Genomic DNA, 428 nt, shown 5'->3' with positions numbered 1-428 from the left:
GCGGCTACTTCACCATTGCCTGCGACGTCTGCGGCTTCACCACCATGGTGACGACGGCAGGCCGGCCGGAGGACCCGAAAAGCATCAAGCTCCCTTGCCAGATCGAGCCGGTGAAATGGCGCTGACCGCATTCAAGGTGATGTCCGGCGCCGCCGCGATCTGGTCGCTGCTGATGATTGCAGCGAGCCAGCGCGACGCGGCGCCACCGGCTGCAGCGACGACCAGCGTTGCGGACGATGAGCCGCAGCGGTCGACGGCAAAGGCCGACCGGCTGCCGCTGTTCGTGCCGGCGGTCGCGCCATTGGTCGACATGGCCGAGCCGGCAATACCGAGGACCGAGCGGCGCCGCGAGCACAGGCGGCGCGACGTCTGCGAACACGGCCGTCGGTATTACCGGATCGGTCATCGTCGATACTGGCGCTGCAGGA

1 protein-coding gene is annotated in these 428 nt (G+C 67.8%); it reads left to right on the top strand.

The window, feature by feature from the left end; translation table 11 throughout:
* Nucleotides 1-115 precede the first annotated feature (115 nt).
* Nucleotides 116-428: hypothetical protein (locus tag AC5ZGW_RS47185; protein WP_496114279.1), on the top strand; the 313-nt coding region annotated here is incomplete at its 3' end.

The sequence above is a fragment of the Bradyrhizobium sp. Crot121 genome (assembly GCF_059512385.1).
The sequence above is the reverse complement of the archived record's forward strand: the minus strand, read 5'-3'. Positions and strand labels throughout refer to the sequence as shown.